The organism is Marinobacterium stanieri (assembly GCF_900155945.1).
Classification (GTDB): Bacteria; Pseudomonadota; Gammaproteobacteria; order Pseudomonadales; family Balneatricaceae; genus Marinobacterium; species Marinobacterium stanieri.
This window is the reverse complement of record NZ_FTMN01000008.1, coordinates 74,645-90,000: the sequence shown is the minus strand read 5'-3', so window position 1 is coordinate 90,000 and position 15,356 is coordinate 74,645. Positions and strand designations below refer to the sequence as shown.

At 57.8% G+C, this 15,356-nt stretch carries 13 protein-coding genes; 6 read left to right on the top strand and 7 right to left on the bottom strand.

All coding sequences use genetic code 11. From position 1 onward, the window contains the following. Positions 1-70: 70 nt before the first annotated feature. Genes leuS through BW956_RS16550 form a run of 4 tightly spaced genes read left to right on the top strand, consistent with a single transcriptional unit; the run spans position 71 to position 4,547 of the window. Entirely contained in the window at positions 71-2,659 is a 2,589-nt protein-coding gene (leuS, locus tag BW956_RS16565) for a leucine--tRNA ligase (RefSeq protein WP_076464409.1), read from the top strand. 10 nt (positions 2,660-2,669) lie between these two features. After that, positions 2,670-3,173: an LPS-assembly lipoprotein LptE gene (locus tag BW956_RS16560; protein ID WP_076464407.1), complete on the top strand. Its 504-nt coding sequence runs from the start codon at positions 2,670-2,672 to the stop codon at positions 3,171-3,173. Beyond that, positions 3,170-4,210, top strand: a complete 1,041-nt coding sequence (gene holA / locus BW956_RS16555) for a DNA polymerase III subunit delta (protein ID WP_076464404.1) — start codon at positions 3,170-3,172, stop codon at positions 4,208-4,210. The genes BW956_RS16560 and holA overlap by 4 nt, the downstream gene beginning before the upstream one ends. A gap of 4 nt (positions 4,211-4,214) precedes the next feature. Then, the gene (locus tag BW956_RS16550) at positions 4,215-4,547 is read left to right on the top strand and encodes a c-type cytochrome (RefSeq protein WP_076464401.1); all 333 of its coding nucleotides are present in this window, start codon (positions 4,215-4,217) and stop codon (positions 4,545-4,547) included. Position 4,548: 1 nt separating this feature from the next. On the opposite strand, the gene BW956_RS16545 is transcribed toward BW956_RS16550, so the two are convergent. The 5 genes from BW956_RS16545 to glnA form a co-directional block, all read right to left on the bottom strand. Continuing rightward, positions 4,549-4,899 carry a hypothetical protein gene (locus tag BW956_RS16545; protein ID WP_076464399.1) on the bottom strand — a complete coding sequence of 117 codons (351 nt, stop codon included), beginning with the start codon at positions 4,897-4,899 and terminating at the stop codon, positions 4,549-4,551. Next, on the bottom strand, positions 4,899-5,354 hold the full coding sequence (trmL, locus tag BW956_RS16540) for a tRNA (uridine(34)/cytosine(34)/5-carboxymethylaminomethyluridine(34)-2'-O)-methyltransferase TrmL (RefSeq protein WP_139327218.1): 456 nt from the start codon (positions 5,352-5,354) through the stop codon (positions 4,899-4,901). Before trmL ends, BW956_RS16545 begins: the two co-directional genes overlap by 1 nt. 43 nt (positions 5,355-5,397) lie before the next feature. Then, positions 5,398-6,828, bottom strand: a complete 1,431-nt coding sequence (glnG, locus tag BW956_RS16535; protein WP_076464394.1) for a nitrogen regulation protein NR(I) — start codon at positions 6,826-6,828, stop codon at positions 5,398-5,400. After that, complete coding sequence (gene glnL, locus BW956_RS16530; protein ID WP_076464391.1) at positions 6,821-7,885, bottom strand: nitrogen regulation protein NR(II); 1,065 nt, start codon at positions 7,883-7,885, stop codon at positions 6,821-6,823. Before glnL ends, glnG begins: the two co-directional genes overlap by 8 nt. A gap of 223 nt (positions 7,886-8,108) precedes the next feature. Further along, a complete protein-coding gene (glnA, locus tag BW956_RS16525; protein ID WP_076464388.1) occupies positions 8,109-9,515 on the bottom strand; it encodes a glutamate--ammonia ligase in 1,407 nt (468 codons plus the stop codon). 354 nt (positions 9,516-9,869) lie between these two features. On the opposite strand from glnA, the gene BW956_RS16520 reads away from it, so the two are divergent. Together BW956_RS16520 and typA are read left to right on the top strand one after the other, a co-directional pair. After that, positions 9,870-10,232 carry a hypothetical protein gene (locus BW956_RS16520; RefSeq protein ID WP_076464385.1) on the top strand — a complete coding sequence of 121 codons (363 nt, stop codon included), beginning with the start codon at positions 9,870-9,872 and terminating at the stop codon, positions 10,230-10,232. Between the two features lie 75 nt (positions 10,233-10,307). After that, positions 10,308-12,119 (top strand): translational GTPase TypA, encoded by a 1,812-nt coding sequence (typA, locus tag BW956_RS16515; RefSeq protein WP_076464382.1) that lies wholly within the window; start codon positions 10,308-10,310, stop codon positions 12,117-12,119. A gap of 63 nt (positions 12,120-12,182) precedes the next feature. Here the strand turns inward: typA and BW956_RS16510 are convergent, their stop codons facing one another. Beyond that, entirely contained in the window at positions 12,183-14,123 is a 1,941-nt protein-coding gene (locus tag BW956_RS16510; protein ID WP_083703119.1) for an EAL domain-containing protein, read from the bottom strand. A gap of 263 nt (positions 14,124-14,386) precedes the next feature. After that, the gene (gene yddG / locus BW956_RS16505; RefSeq protein ID WP_076464376.1) at positions 14,387-15,289 is read right to left on the bottom strand and encodes an aromatic amino acid exporter YddG; all 903 of its coding nucleotides are present in this window, start codon (positions 15,287-15,289) and stop codon (positions 14,387-14,389) included. Positions 15,290-15,356: the final 67 nt, after the last annotated feature.

Sequence of the window (15,356 nt, the reverse complement as noted above, 5' to 3'; positions counted from 1 at the left end):
CCCCAACGGCCCTCCCGACAGCGGAGTCTGACGCCGACATCCCAGCTACCAAGAGTTGCAACCAACCACAATGAACGAACAATACAATCCCCAGGATATCGAACCCCAGGTACAGAAACATTGGGAAGAACAGGACAGCTTCAAGGCAGATGAAAGCGCCGCAGGCGAGCCCTTCTACTGCCTGTCCATGTTCCCCTACCCCAGCGGTCGACTACACATGGGGCATGTTCGTAACTACACCATCGGTGATGTGGTGTCGCGCTACCAGCGCATGAAAGGTCGCAACGTGCTGCAGCCGATGGGCTGGGATGCCTTTGGCCTGCCTGCTGAAAATGCAGCGATGAAAAACAACGTCCCGCCGGCCAAGTGGACCTACGAAAACATCGACTACATGCGCAACCAGCTCAAGCAGATGGGCTTTGGTTACGACTGGGATCGCGAACTGGCGACCTGCCACCCGGAATACTACCGCTGGGAACAGTGGTTCTTTACCCGCCTGATGGAAAAAGGGCTGGTGTACAAGAAAGAAGCCGAGGTGAACTGGGACCCGGTCGACCAGACCGTTCTGGCCAACGAACAGGTCATCGACGGCCGCGGCTGGCGCTCCGGTGCGCTGGTTGAACGCAAGAAGATCCCGCAGTGGTTCCTCAAGATTACCGATTACGCTGACCAGCTGCTGGATGATCTGGATCAGCTGGATGGCTGGCCCGAGCAGGTCAAGACCATGCAGCGCAACTGGATCGGTCGCTCAGAAGGCGTCGAGCTGAACTTCCACGTTGACGGTTACGGCGAACTGGAAGTGTTCACCACTCGTCCGGACACCCTGATGGGCGTGACCTACGTAGCCGTGGCAGCACAGCACCCGCTGGCACTGAAAGCCGCCGAGAACAATCCTGAACTGGCTGCCTTCATCGAAGAGTGCCGTCACACCAAGGTGGCCGAGGCTGATCTCGCCACCATGGAAAAGAAAGGCATGGCGCTGGGTATCGAAGCGATTCACCCGCTGACCGGCGAAACCGTTCCGGTCTGGACCGCCAACTTCGTACTGATGGATTACGGCTCAGGCGCCGTCATGTCCGTACCGGGCCACGACCAGCGCGACTGGGAATTTGCCCGTAAATACGGCCTGCCGATCCAGCAGGTGATTGCCCCGACCAACCCGGACGTAGTGGTCGATCTGGAACAGGAAGCCTTCACCGAAAAAGGCACCCTGATCAACTCCGGCGATTACGACGACCTGGAATTCGACGTTGCCTTCAAGGCGATCGCCAAGGCACTGGAAGAGAAGAACAAGGGTCGTACTACCATCAATTACCGCCTGCGTGACTGGGGTGTCTCCCGTCAGCGCTACTGGGGTGCGCCGATTCCGGTAATCAACTGCCAGAGCTGTGGCGCCGTTCCGGTACCGGAAGACCAGCTGCCGGTGGTACTGCCGACCGACGTGGAATTTGACGGTTCCGGCTCTCCGATCAAGAAAATGCGTGAGTTCATCGACACCACCTGCCCGAAATGTGGCGGTGCGGCTGAACGTGAAACCGACACTTTTGATACCTTTATGGAATCCAGCTGGTACTACGCGCGTTACGCCAGCATGAACCCGGACGCCATGCTGGACCCGAAACAGGCCAACCACTGGCTGCCGGTCGACCAGTACATCGGCGGTATCGAGCACGCGATCCTGCACCTGCTCTACTCCCGCTTCTTCCACAAGCTGATGCGTGACGAAGGTCTGGTGGATTCCGACGAGCCGTTCAAGCGTCTGCTGTGTCAGGGCATGGTACTGGCCGACAGCTTCTACTACGAAGATGAAAAAGGCGGCCAGGTGTGGATCTCGCCAGCCGACGTCAACACCGAAAAGGACGACAAGGGTCGCGTGATTCGCGCCACCGACGCCGAAGGTCGTGAGCTGAACCACGACGGCATGTCGAAGATGTCCAAGTCCAAGAACAACGGTATCGATCCTCAGGTGATGATCGACCGCTACGGTGCCGACACCGTGCGCCTGTTCATGATGTTCGCAGCTCCGCCGGAACAGTCACTGGAATGGCTGGACTCAGGTGTTGAAGGTGCTCACCGCTTCATGCGCCGTCTGTGGAAACAGGTTCACGATCACCTGCAGAGCGGTGCCGATTGCCCGGCCCTGGATGCGGATGCTCTGAACGACGAGCAACGTGATCTGCGTCGCAAGGTCCATGAAACCATCGCCAAGGTCAGCGATGACATGGAGCGCCGTCAGACTTTCAACACCGCCATCGCCGCTGTGATGGAACTGTCCAACGCCATCGGTCGATTTGTTGATGTCAGCGATCAGGGCCGCGCCGTTACCCGTGAAGCACTGGAAGCCGCGATTCGTCTGCTGGCACCGATCGTGCCGCACATGACCCATCAGCTGTGGCGTGAACTGGGCCACAGCGATGATCTGCTGCACAGCGCCTGGCCGCAGGTGGATGAAGCCGCTCTGACCCGTGCCAGCGTTGAGCTGGTGGTGCAGGTAAACGGTAAGGTCCGCGCCAAGATCAACGTACCCGCCGATGCCGACGAGGACGTGATCCTGCACACCGCACTGAGCACTGAAAATGTTCAGAAGCACATGGAAGGCAAGGCCATTCGCAAGAAGATCCTGGTGCCGAACAAGCTGCTGAACCTGGTTGTGGGTTAAGGAGAACTGCATGCACAAGCGCCTGACGCTACCCGTTGCTCTGCTGGGCCTGAGCCTGCTGCTGTCCGCCTGCGGTTTCCAGCTGCGCGGCCTGCAGGATGTACCGGAGCCTCTGCGCCAGGCGCAACTGGTGGTTGATTCCAAAACCAGCCAGCTGGAGCGCGAACTGCGCCGCACCTTCAGCATTAACGGCGTTGAGCTGGATGCCGGTGGGCGCTATCGCATCGAGCTGACGCGCGAGCGTCATACCCGACGCGCGGCAACGCTGACCGGTAACGCGGATGTAGCCGAGTACGAACTGCGCTCCGAAGCCTGGTTCCGGGTACTGGATACCCAGGACGAAAACCGGGCGCTGATACCGGAGCAACGCGTGATGATTGAACGGGTGTATTCCAACAACCCGGACAACATTACGGCCAGTGACTCCCAGGAGCACCTGATCCGCCAGCAGATGCAGCAGGAACTGGCACAACAGATCCTGCGTCAGTACATCAGTATCCGGCCCGGCGCATGAAAACACGCGCCGACCAGCTGGATGCCCAGCTGAAACGGCTATCGTCACCGCCTCCGGTATTTATGGTGACCGGTGACGAGCCCCTGCAACATGCGGAAAGCTGTGACAGCATCCGCCGCTACCTGCGTGATGACGGTTTCACCGAACGCGAAGTCATGCATGTGGATGCCCAGTTCAGCTGGGAATCACTGCTGGAAAGCGCCAACGCCCTGTCGTTGTTTGCTGAACGCAAAATCATCGAAGTACGCCTGGGCAGCCAGAAGCTGGACAAGAAAGCCAGCGGGCTGCTGCAGCGCTATCTGGATAACCCTGCCCCCGATAATGTGGTGCTGATTCTGGCGGATCGCCTGGATGCGGGCGCCAAGAAAAGCGCCTGGTTCAAACAGGTAGAAAAAGCCGGCGTAGTGGTCGAGATCTGGCCGATCGATGTGGATCAGTTGCCCGGCTGGGTGAACCAGCGCGCCAAGCGGTTGGGCCTGGAACTGACCGCGGACGCTGTTCAGCTGCTGACCAGCCGTATCGAAGGCAACCTGCTGGCAGCACGGCAGGAGCTGGACAAACTCAGCCTGCTATATGCCAACCAGACCATCGATGCAGAGCAGGTTATTGAGGCGGTGGCCGACAGCTCCCGCTTTGATATCTTCGCCCTGTCTGATGCGGTGCTGCACCGCGACCCGGCCCGCTGTCAGAAGATCCTGCTGGTACTGCGCCAGGAAGGGGTCGAAGCGACACTGGTACTCTGGGCACTCAGCCGCGAGATCCGCACCCTGCTGAACGTCCAGCGCGGTCTGGCCAGCGGCGTCAATTACGACACGCTTTGTCAGCGCGAGAAGGTGTGGGGCAAACGCAAGGCGCTGGTACGCAAGGCCAGTCAACAGACCCCGGCCAGCCAGCTGGAATCCCTGTTGGGCCTGTGTCAGGATGTGGATCAGGCGATCAAGGGACAACTCAAGACCGACCCCTGGCTACTGCTGTCGGTGCTGACGCTGGAGCTGTCCGGTTGCCAGCTGAATCTGCCACGCCCCATTCACGGATAGCCATATGGACCTGCGCCCCCTGCTCATCGGCCTTGTTGTGATGCCCCTGCTCAGCGGCTGCGGCGACACCCCACCCGAACGCATGAAGGCCGGCGATGAACTCTATGAGTACTACTGCCGCAGCTGCCATGAAAACAAGGGCCTGGGTCCCTATCTGGAGCAGCTCCCGGCCGGCCCGGATGCCCCAGCCATCTACGAAATCGTATTGATGATCAAGCACGGCTATGACCTTGGCCACAAGGGGATGCCGAGCTTCCCTCAGCTAAGCGATGAGCAGGCCGATGCCGTTTCCGACTTTATCCACTCGCGCCGCCCGCGTGCACCTCAAGCCAACTGATTCACACCAGCTGTTCGCGCACCTGATTGAGCAAGGTCTGCTCACGCCCTGATCGAATCAACGCCTCTACTTCCGCCGACGGCAGTGGAATAGGGCTGATCAGCGCCTGTGCCGGCAGTTCATAGTCGGCTTCGGTGGATGGCAGCAGACGATCACTGAGCACCACCAAGGGCAAACGCTGATGCTCCAGCAGTGCAACATTCACCCGCTGACTTTCATCGCTGCGCACCAGCAGGCTCTGACCTTCACTGGTGACACCAATCAGTTCCGAGGTAATGCCGGCGCGGTGATCATGGCTGGAGAGGCGTGTCAGAATCAGCGCATGCGACATGCGCAAGGGAGCATCCGCCATCAGACAGCTCCTGCGTAGTCGAGCTGACGCCAGGCTTCATAGACAACGACGGCACAGGCATTGGACAGATTAAGGCTGCGGCTATCGGGCAGCATGGGCAGGCGCAGACCGTCGAAGCGCGCCCTGACTTCAGGTGGCAAGCCACGGGTTTCCGGCCCGAACAGCAGCATATCTCCGGCCTGAAAGTCGGCATCGCTGTGACTGCGTTGCGCCTTGGTGGTCAGTGCCCAGACCCGCTTGGGCTGGATAGCCTGCAGACAGGCTTCCAGGTCCGCATGCCGGCAGACACTGGCCCACTCATGGTAATCCAGCCCGGCACGGCGCAGGCGCTTGTCATCCAGATCAAAGCCCAGCGGCTCGATCAAATGCAGGCGAAAGCCGGTGTTGGCACACAGACGGATTATATTGCCGGTATTAGGCGGAATTTCAGGCTGATATAGCACCAGATCCAGCATCAGGGCCTCCATTGAATCGGCCCGCCATTATACCGGCCGTAACCTATTCGTCACCCTCATCTTCCGCGAGTGTGGCGGTATCCATCTGCAGCTCCTTGATCTTACGGGTCAGGGTATTGCGTCCCCACCCCAGCAGTTGGGCTGCATCCCGGCGGCGCCCATGGGTCGCTTTAAGGGCAGCGCTGATCATGACCCGCTCGAACGCCGGAACCGCTTCGTTCAACAGCCCTTCGGCACCAAAGCTGATCTGCTGCTCGGCCCAGGCCTTGAGACTGTCCTGCCAGCTGCCGCTGACCGGCGCCGAAGGCTGAGACAGCAGCTCAGGTGGCAGATCAGACACCAACACTTCCCGGCCGGACGCCATCACGGTCAGCCAGCGACAGGTATTCTCCAGCTGACGTACGTTACCCTGCCAGGGCAGGTCGCACATGAATGCCGCGGTTTCAGGCTTGAGTATCTTGGGCTCCACCGCCAACTCCTTGGCCGAGCTGGCCAGGAAGTGGCGCGCCAGACGCGGAATATCCTCACGACGCTCGGCCAGGCGAGGAATGTGGATACGAATCACGTTGAGGCGGTGAAACAGGTCCTCACGGAAACGGCCTTCCTGTACCAGCTGCTCCAGATTCTGGTGAGTCGCGGCGATAATACGCACATCCACTCGCACCGGTGTATGACCACCAACTCGGTAAAACTCGCCATCCGCCAGCACACGCAGCAGACGTGTCTGGGTATCCGCCGGCATATCACCGATTTCGTCCAGAAACAGGGTGCCGCCATCGGCCTGCTCAAAGCGACCGCGACGACTGGCCGCAGCGCCGGTGAACGCACCCTTTTCATGACCAAAGAGCTCAGATTCAATCAGGTCCTTGGGAATCGCCGCCATATTCAGCGGGATAAACGGATTCTTGGCTCTGGGGCTATGGCGGTGCAAGGCGTGGGCGACCAGCTCCTTACCGGTACCGGACTCACCATTGATCAATACGGTGATGTTGGAATGTGCCAAACGGCCTATGGCGCGAAACACCTCCTGCATGGCGGGAGCTTCACCGATGATCTCAGTGGCCCGCTCCGGTGTAGGCTCGGCACGCTCCTGACGCTGCTCACGCGCATGCTCTACCGCACGTTTGACCAGTGCCAGCGCTTCATCCACATCAAAGGGCTTGGGCAGGTATTCAAAGGCACCGCCCTGATAAGAGGCAACGGCACTTTCCAGGTCCGAGTGTGCCGTCATGATAATGATCGGCAGATCGGGATGCGCCTCATGCAACCTGTCCAGCAGCTGCAGGCCATCCATCCCTGGCATGCGAACGTCCGTAAGAACAGCATCCGGTACTTCATGGTCAAGCCGATCCAGCAAGCCATCAGCACGGTCGAAACTCTGGGTGTTCAATCCGGCCGATGTCAGTGCTTTATCCAGCACCCAGCGGATGGAACGGTCGTCATCGACGATCCAGACATTAGCAGCTTCAGTCATGACCTGACTCCAACGGTATAAACAGGTTAAACCGGGTCTCGCCCGGCACCGAGGTGAACTCAATCAGGCCTCGGTGTTGATTAACAATGGACTGAGCGATGGAGAGCCCCAGCCCCGACCCCTGAGCACGACTGCTGACCATCGGGTAGAACAGCGTATCGCTGAGCTCTTCCGGTATACCGGGGCCGTTATCGACGATTTCCAGGGCCAACACCAGGCGGTGGCGTTCCGCGCCCAGAGTGACCTGGCGCAATGCCCGGGTACGCAGGGTAATACGCGGCTCGGGTGTCGCGGACTCTTCCATCGCCTGCATCGCATTGCGGATAATATTGAGCACCGCCTGGACCAGCTGGTCACGGGCGCCTTCAAACTCGGGAATACTGGGATCGTAATCGCGCACGATCTCGATGCGGCCATCGGTTTCGGCGTTGACCAGCCGGCAAACGTGCTCCAGCACGGCATGGATATTGAGCAGCTCGATCACCGGCAGTTTGTGCGGCCCCAACAGGCGGTCCACCAGGTGACGCAGGCGGTCTGCTTCTTCGATGATGATCTGGGTATATTCGTGCAGTTCATCCCGGTCCAGCTCCCTGTCCAGCAGCTGCGCCGCCCCCCTGATCCCGCCCAGCGGGTTCTTGATCTCATGAGCCAGGCCCCGCACCAGTACACGCGCACTGGCATGACGTGCCAACAGCTCTTCTTCGCGCTCGATACGAATCAGGCGATCACGCGCCTGGATTTCCAGCAGAATACCGGCCTCTGGTACCGGGTTAACGCTGTAGTCGACCGTCAGAATACGCCCGCTCTGGGTCACCAGACGCGCTTCGCGCTTGCTGTACGGGTGACCACTGGCCAACGACTGGCGCAACACAGCCAGTTCTTCTTCGCTGGACGACAGCCAGTCCTCGATGGGACGATCCTTGAGCCGCCTGACAGAAGCTTCCAGCAACATTTCCGCCGCCGGGTTCATGTACTGGATACACAGCTCATCATCCAGCACCAGAACGGCGCCGGTCAGATTTTCCAGGATCTGTTTATGCGTGTTTGCGTTCACCATAGGTATTCCAATCATGCCTCATAGCAGTGCAAGCAAGAAAAGCGCCAACTTTGCCAAGAGCTCGATTACCGAAGCTTAAGGCCTTGACCCATCTGAGCCAAAACCCATATGCACCAATATAGTGCATAAAAGAAAATAAGGTTACTCACGCCCCAGGTTGGGGCAAAACGCAGAAACAAAAAAGGCTTCCCTCGGGAAGCCTTTTTCAATTCACAACTCTGGATTAAACAGAGTAGTACAGGTCGAATTCGACCGGGTGAGTAGTCATGTTGACCTTGGCTACTTCTTCACGCTTCAGCGCGATGTAAGCATCCAGCATGTCGTCAGTGAACACGCCGCCCTGAGTCAGGAACTCACGGTCTTCTTCCAGAGCGTCCAGAGCTTCGGTCAGAGAGCTGACAACAGTCGGGATCTCTTTAGCTTCTTCAGCCGGCAGGTCGTACAGATCCTTGTCAGCCGGGTCGCCCGGGTGGATCTTGTTCTTGATGCCGTCGATACCAGCCATCAGCAGTGCTGCGAAGCACAGGTACGGGTTAGCTGCCGGGTCCGGGAAACGCGCTTCTACACGACGCGCTTTCGGGCTGGTGGTGTACGGAATACGCAGGGAAGCAGAACGGTTACGGGCAGAGTAAGCCAGCATTACCGGTGCTTCGAAGCCCGGTACCAGACGCTTGTAAGAGTTGGTAGACGGGTTGCACAGCGCGTTCAGAGCTTTAGCGTGCTTAACGATACCGCCGATGTAGTACAGCGCGTATTCGCTCAGACCACCGTAGCCGTCTCCAGCGAAGATGTTCTGGCCATCTTTGCTCATGGACAGGTGGACGTGCATACCGGAACCGTTATCGCCAACCAGCGGCTTCGGCATGAAGGTCGCAGTCTTGCCGTATGCGTGAGCAACGTTGTGTACGCAGTACTTCAGGATCTGTACTTCGTCAGCCTTGTCTACCAGGGTGTTACCGCGCACACCGATTTCACACTGACCGGCAGTTGCCACTTCGTGGTGGTGAACTTCGATGGTCAGACCCATGGCTTCCATGGCATCACACATGGCGGCACGCAGGTCGTGCAGGGAGTCGATCGGCGGAACCGGGAAGTAGCCGCCTTTAACGCGCGGACGGTGACCGGTGTTGCCACCTTCGATCTTGTGGTTGGACGCCCACGCAGCTTCTTCAGACTGGATGCTGTAACCGCAACCGCTGATGTCAGCGTGCCATTCAACACCGTCGAATACGAAGAATTCCGGCTCCGGGCCGAGCATGGCGGAATCAGCAATACCAGTAGACTTCAGGTACTCTTCTGCGCGCTTGGCAACGGAACGCGGATCACGCTCGTAACCCTGGCCAGTAGCCGGCTCAATGATGTCGCAACGTACGATAACGGTGGCATCTTCAGCGAAGGGGTCCAGTACAGAAGCGCTGTCGTCCGGCAGCAGAATCATGTCGGACTCTTCAATACCTTTCCAGCCAGCGATGGAGGAACCATCGAACATCTTGCCGTCTTCAAAGAACTCGTCACCCATGTCGCTTACCGGGATGGTAACGTGCTGTTCTTTGCCTTTAAAGTCGGTAAAGCGCATGTCGATCCACTTTGCGCCGCTTTCTTTGATCAGATTCAGAGTCTTCTCTGACATTTGGCTATCCCCACTCGTTATCAGTTTGCCTTGGCAAAACATCATTACATTAGGATCCGGAAAACCGGTTTGTGCTTGATAAAGCAAGGGATGTGCCAGTTTTTAATGCGAGCTAACTTGTTGATTTTCGGTAGCACGCACCGAAAGCAATCGCGACAAGGCACTACAATGGTGCATATATCACGCTTATTGCCCACATATGGTGCATGGCGCACCATTCAGTGGCAACACTCCCCTGAAGCGAGCCTATCATAGTGCAAAGCCCACAGGATTTCTCGGCCAACCTTGCTTCAACGCATACCGCATTCGGCGTATGCTGATGCAGCCCCCTATATATACAGGACCTCAAGGATCATGACTGCTTTCAAGACAGTGCGTGGCACCATCGCCCTGTTATGCTTCACCAGCCTGCTGGCCAGCCCGGTCGCTGCTGATGACGAATATGCCAAACGTTTCCCGGCCCAATGGCTGGAGAACAATGGCCACATTCGTCTGGACACCATCTGTTACAACTATCCTCGCCAAAGCCACATGTACCCTTTATGCCGTCTGCAGGCCGTAAACCGTTTGGATGAACGTTGCGAACGCTACCGTACCCGCCTGGCCAACACCGAGGACCCAGCACTGCAGGAGCACTTTTCCGGATTGAGCGACAAGTACTGCACAGCCAGTGAGGCCTACCGAAAACTGATGACCCGAACAGGGTTTCTGCAATAATGATCACCAAATGATCGAATGTTTCACATCCCTTCCGTATAATGTCGCGCTTTACAACATCACAGGGTACTTCGCGTGATCGATAACCTACGTAATATTGCCATTATCGCCCACGTTGACCATGGTAAAACCACACTGGTCGACAAGCTGCTGCAACAGTCAGGAACACTGGGCCGCCGCGATGAAGGTGCCGAACGCATCATGGACTCCAATGATCAGGAGCGTGAGCGAGGCATTACCATCCTGGCCAAGAACACGGCCATCAAGTGGAACGACTACCGCATCAACATCGTCGACACTCCGGGACACGCCGACTTCGGTGGTGAAGTTGAACGCGTTCTGTCCATGGTCGATTCTGTACTGCTGCTGGTGGATGCGGTTGACGGCCCCATGCCGCAGACCCGCTTCGTAACTCAGAAAGCATTTGCCCGTGGCCTGCGCCCGATCGTTGTTATCAACAAGATCGACCGCCCGGGTGCGCGTCCTGACTGGGTCATGGATCAGGTCTTCGACCTGTTCGATAACCTGGGCGCCACTGACGAGCAGCTGGACTTCCCGATTGTGTATGCCTCTGCCCTGAACGGCATCGCCGGTGATGACCCCGAAGCCATGGCAGACGACATGACGCCGCTGTTCGAAGCGATCGTCAAGCACGTAGATGCGCCTCACGTCGACGTTGAGGGCCCCTTCCAGATGCAGATCTCCGCACTGGACTACAACAGCTACACCGGTGTTATCGGTGTTGGCCGCGTATCTCGCGGCAGCGTCAAAACCAACACCCAGGTTAAAGTTATCGACAGCCACGCCAAAGTGCGTAACGGCCGTGTGCTGAAAATCATGGGTTACCATGGCCTGGAGCGTGTTGAAGTTGATTCTGCCCAGGCGGGTGACATCATCTGCATCACCGGCCTGGACGAGCTGAACATTTCCGACACTCTGTGTGACCCGGAAGTGATCGAAGCTCTGCCGGCCCTGTCTGTAGACGAACCGACCGTGTCCATGACCTTCCAGGTCAACGACTCTCCGTTCGCCGGTCAGGAAGGCAAGTTCATCACCAGCCGTAACATCAAGGACCGCCTGGATCGCGAACTGATCCACAACGTGGCCCTGCGTGTCGAGCCGGGTGATACTCCTGAGAAATTCCGTGTATCCGGCCGTGGCGAGCTGCACCTGTCCGTACTGATCGAGTCCATGCGTCGTGAAGGCTTCGAGCTGGGTGTTTCCCGTCCGGAAGTTATCCAGAAAGAAGTGGATGGCGAAATCCACGAGCCGTACGAAGTTGTGATGATCGACGTTGAAGAAGATCACCAGGGTTCGGTTATCGAGGAACTGGGCAAGCGTAAGGCCGACATGACCAACATGGAAGTGGACGGCAAGGGTCGCGTGCGTCTGACCTTCATGATGCCGTCACGTGGCCTGATCGGTTTCCGTAGCCAGTTCATGACCATGACCTCCGGTACCGGCATCATGACCTCCATTTTCGACCACTACGGTCCGGTCAAGCAGGGTGATGTGGTATCCCGTCATAACGGCGTACTGGTTTCCATGGTCAACGGTAAAGCGCTGGGCTACGCCCTGTTTACCCTGCAGGAACGTGGCCGTCTGTTCATCGACCCGAACATCGAAGTCTATGAAGGCATGGTGCTGGGCATCCACAGCCGTAACAACGACCTGGTGGTCAACCCGACCAAGGGCAAGCAGCTGACCAACGTACGTGCCTCCGGTACTGACGAAAACATCGTGCTGACCCCGCCGATCAAGTACTCGCTGGAACAGGCGCTGGACTTCATCGAAGACGATGAGCTGGTGGAAGTAACACCGGAAAGCATCCGTATCCGCAAGAAGCTGCTGAAAGAAAACGAGCGCAAGCGCGCCAACAAGAAGTAAGTAACTCCCTTGTGGACAAAAAAAACCGATGGTACTGCCATCGGTTTTTTTATGCCCGCCGCCTCACTCTGATTTGGCTTCGGACCCTGATACCAAAGGTGCCGGGCGACCAATCCCAAACCCCTGCGCCAAGCTCACGCCCATCTCCTCCAGCAGGGGCAGCAGCCGCTCGGACTCAACAAACTCGGCAATCAACGGGATATTGAGGCTGACCGCAAACTGGCAGATGGCCGCTACCAGCACGCGAGACGCTTCATCCTCATCGATTCGACGGATCAGCGAGCCATCTATTTTGAGATAATCCGGCTCTATCTTGAGAATGCGGTCAAAATTGGAATAGCCGCTGCCGAAATCATCAATGGCGACTTTTACCCCCATCTGGCGGCAGCGGCTGAGTACATCCACCACATCGTCCTGGTATTCGATGGAATCGGACTCCAGCACCTCAATCAGTACCCGCCCCTCCATGCCATAGGCATGCAGGGTGTCAAACAGGTACGCCATGGTCTGCTCATCCAGCAGATCCTGCTTGCTCATATTGATCGCCACCATTTCGTCACGATCACTGAAGCTGGCCAGGCTCTGTTCGATCATGCTACGCGTCAGCAGGGGATAGAGATGACTGCAGCGAATGGCAGGCAGAAACTGCCCCGGCAGATAGACCTCGCCATCGCGCCCCACCAGGCGTGCCAGCGCTTCAAAGTGCTTTACACCGCCACTGTGGATATCACGAATGGGTTGAAACCAGGGCTTAAGACGCCCTTCTGCCAGTGCCTGCCCGGCCTCATTCAGCCAGTGCAGGTTGCGCTCGTAGTACTGATCAGGCGAGTCAGTGCCTGTATAAGCACGATAGGGCAATCCCATGACCGATGCCTGTTTCATTGCCTGCTGGGTTCGGCTAAGCAGTGACTTGATTGAATCGCAGCCACTGGCAACTCCGGCCCGTGCTGAAACGGAAAAGCGGGCGCTGGTGCTTTCATCTGACTGCGAGAAAACCGCTGCCAGCAACTGCCGGGCCAGGCCGAGCAGAGTATCCGGCTCGGCCACCTGGCAGACGACGAGAAACTCGTCCACCTCCAGGTGATACAGCTGGGCCCCTTGAGGCAACTGCTCCTGTAAACGCGGCGCGATACGCTGTATCAACTGGTCTCCGGCTTCACGGCCAAACAACATATTGATGGCATGGAAGTTATTCAGGTTGAGCAGGATACCGCTAACCCCGGATAAGGCTTCCCCCTCCTCCCGTATCAACCAGGCGGTATTGGGCAAGCCGGTCAATGCATTGCTATAGAGCTGACGTTCCAACTCTTCCGCGCGCAATCGTTGCAGACGCCGGTAGAACAGGAACAGCAGATAGACCGGTAATAGTGCAATCAGGCTAATGGTCGCAGCCGTACCCAGACTGTGCATAAACAGGTCACGTCGGCCATCGACCTTAATATCCGCCGCCATAATGTAATAGGTATCATCGAAGCGTTTGGTGGGTACAAACGCCGAGCGAAAGGAGCCCCATTCATTGCTGTATACCGGTGTGAACACCGGTTCCCGGTTACGATAGGCGGTGTAAAGCTCATCCGGCGCCGACTGGTAGGGATTGTAGAACCGGCTGGGGGTGCCCCGTTCCAGATCTTCCTGGGTTTCGTTGCTGATCACGAAGTAGGCCTCGCCTTCGATCACATCCATCGAGTACACATACTCGACACCGGGCAGGTCATCCACCAGGCTGTCCAGCGCCTCGACCAGCAAGCGGTAATGGTCCTGCCCTGGCGGGCTGGATTGGCGATAGGTGTCATGAAAATACTTGCCGACAATGTGACCACCGGCGCGGGCGGCGGTCAGCAGCATGGAGCGCGTAGTTGCCAGCTGTTGAGCCTGGGAGGTGTTGAAGCTGAGAACGGTAATAGCGGATGTGGCGAGAATATAAAGCGCGAACAGGGACAGGATAAGCCCTTTTTCAGTCAATAGTGGCCGGGGGAGCCGCCTGGACGTCCTGTCATACTGCATGGAATATCCTGTAGTGTAATGATTCCTGTCTTAACGGCCACACCGAACAAGCACATCCTTACTATCTGGAAGCACCTCTTCAACAGGCTAATCTCGATTCATGACCGGGTCATTGCACCTCACTGGATAGTTTCCAGCACACACAGGCCCGCTCACAGCAGAGAAGTATAGGCCGGTATTTTGTGCGGTGCGAGCATGAATTACATCACACCACCACTGAGCCGGGCCTTAACCTCCCTCGGGCACCCTGTCCTGCTTACTTATCAGGACGCGCTTACCTCCTGTTTTTCAGCGGTTCGCCTGCCGGTCTGCCAGCCCGCCAACAGAGAGCCTGCAACAATAGCAGCACTGGCCCACCAGATTTCGCTACTGGAATCCGCCAGCCCCGTCAGCACCAGCAACACCACCGAGATCAAGGGCGCGGCGTAGGCCAGCACGCCCAGCAGCTGCAAATCGCCCCGCTTGACGCCATGATCCCAGGTGAAAAAGGCGATGCCCACCGGCCCAAGCCCCAGACCAATAACTCCCAGCCATTGAGTGCCCGAGTCCGGCCAGACGGTTTGTTCAAATTGCCAATGACAGAGCAGCGCCAACAGTGCCGTAACACCGCAGAACCAGCCCGCCGCATCGGTCGGCACGTGACTGACCAGACGGCTGGCCACCGAATAGGACGACCAGATCAACGCGCAGGCCAGCGCCAGCAGGTAGCCGTCCAGGTACTGCCAGGCAAAACCGGTGCCTCCGCGCCCGACCAGGAGCCAGCAGCCCAGTAGCGCCAGCAGGGCACCACTGAGATGACGCAGATAAAAATGGTGCCCCGGCAACAGAGTCGAAAACAGCACAATCAACAGGGGCCAAAGGTAGGCCAACAGACTGACCTCCACCGCCGGTGCCTGTGACATGGCGAGAAAATAACAGAAGTGGTAGCCGAAATAGCCGCCCACTCCCAGCAGCCAGGCCAGTGGCGGCTGTCGCAGGTGTTTCAGCCCCAGATGTCCTTCACGCCACCACTTACCGCACATCAGCAGGAAAGCAAGCGCAAAGGTCATGGCAAGCAGCTGGAAAGGCGGGATACGCCCTTCGGTCAGACGGGTCAGTAGCGCCAGCGCGCCCCATAGCCAGATCGATACAGTGCCGATCAAGGTGGCATTCAACGTTGCAGACATGCAGCGGGTCTCCATTGCCAAAAACCAGCAGTCTGCCTGATTCGAGCAGGTTAAAGGTGCGCGTTTC

What these genes read in the sequence shown, in the direction of transcription:
- leuS (WP_076464409.1), top strand. Translation starts at nt 71, where the DNA reads ATGAACGAACAATACAATCCCCAGGATATCGAACCCCAGGTACAGAAA.
- BW956_RS16560 (WP_076464407.1), top strand. Translation starts at nt 2,670, where the DNA reads ATGCACAAGCGCCTGACGCTACCCGTTGCTCTGCTGGGCCTGAGCCTG.
- holA (WP_076464404.1), top strand. Translation starts at nt 3,170, where the DNA reads ATGAAAACACGCGCCGACCAGCTGGATGCCCAGCTGAAACGGCTATCG.
- BW956_RS16550 (WP_076464401.1), top strand. Translation starts at nt 4,215, where the DNA reads ATGGACCTGCGCCCCCTGCTCATCGGCCTTGTTGTGATGCCCCTGCTC.
- BW956_RS16545 (WP_076464399.1), bottom strand. Translation starts at nt 4,899, where the DNA reads ATGGCGGATGCTCCCTTGCGCATGTCGCATGCGCTGATTCTGACACGC.
- trmL (WP_139327218.1), bottom strand. Translation starts at nt 5,354, where the DNA reads ATGCTGGATCTGGTGCTATATCAGCCTGAAATTCCGCCTAATACCGGC.
- glnG (WP_076464394.1), bottom strand. Translation starts at nt 6,828, where the DNA reads ATGACTGAAGCTGCTAATGTCTGGATCGTCGATGACGACCGTTCCATC.
- glnL (WP_076464391.1), bottom strand. Translation starts at nt 7,885, where the DNA reads ATGGTGAACGCAAACACGCATAAACAGATCCTGGAAAATCTGACCGGC.
- glnA (WP_076464388.1), bottom strand. Translation starts at nt 9,515, where the DNA reads ATGTCAGAGAAGACTCTGAATCTGATCAAAGAAAGCGGCGCAAAGTGG.
- BW956_RS16520 (WP_076464385.1), top strand. Translation starts at nt 9,870, where the DNA reads ATGACTGCTTTCAAGACAGTGCGTGGCACCATCGCCCTGTTATGCTTC.
- BW956_RS16510 (WP_083703119.1), bottom strand. Translation starts at nt 14,123, where the DNA reads ATGCAGTATGACAGGACGTCCAGGCGGCTCCCCCGGCCACTATTGACT.
- yddG (WP_076464376.1), bottom strand. Translation starts at nt 15,289, where the DNA reads ATGTCTGCAACGTTGAATGCCACCTTGATCGGCACTGTATCGATCTGG.